Source organism: Pseudoalteromonas sp. SIMBA_162 (genome assembly GCF_046535955.1).
GTDB lineage: Bacteria > Pseudomonadota > Gammaproteobacteria > Enterobacterales > Alteromonadaceae > Pseudoalteromonas > Pseudoalteromonas marina.
Window position 1 is genome coordinate 1 of sequence record NZ_JAWJBQ010000839.1, and the last position, 251, is coordinate 251.

Annotated in this window: 1 protein-coding gene; it reads left to right on the plus strand. The window is 58.6% G+C overall.

Translation table 11 applies throughout. The features are described 5' to 3' along the window. Positions 1-251 (plus strand): extensin family protein (locus R0J88_RS22045; protein ID WP_410901184.1); only part of this gene is annotated, 251 nt, incomplete at both ends.

Here is a 251-nt window from a genome sequence, read left to right on the forward strand (position 1 = left end):
TGCCTGCCGTAATGTTTATGGTCGTGAGACAGGACGGCGTAGCGAGCACGCCACCGCCGAAGCGCTGGATGTGGTGGGGGTTCAGTTTGAGAACGGCCAGCAGATATCGCTGATTAACGACTGGGATGACGTGGGTAACGCGGGGAAGTTTTTACGCGCAGCGCGAGATGGCGCGTGTGATACCTTCGGCAATGTACTGGGGCCTGAGTACAACGCCGCGCATGCCGACCACTTTCATTTAGGCATGCGCG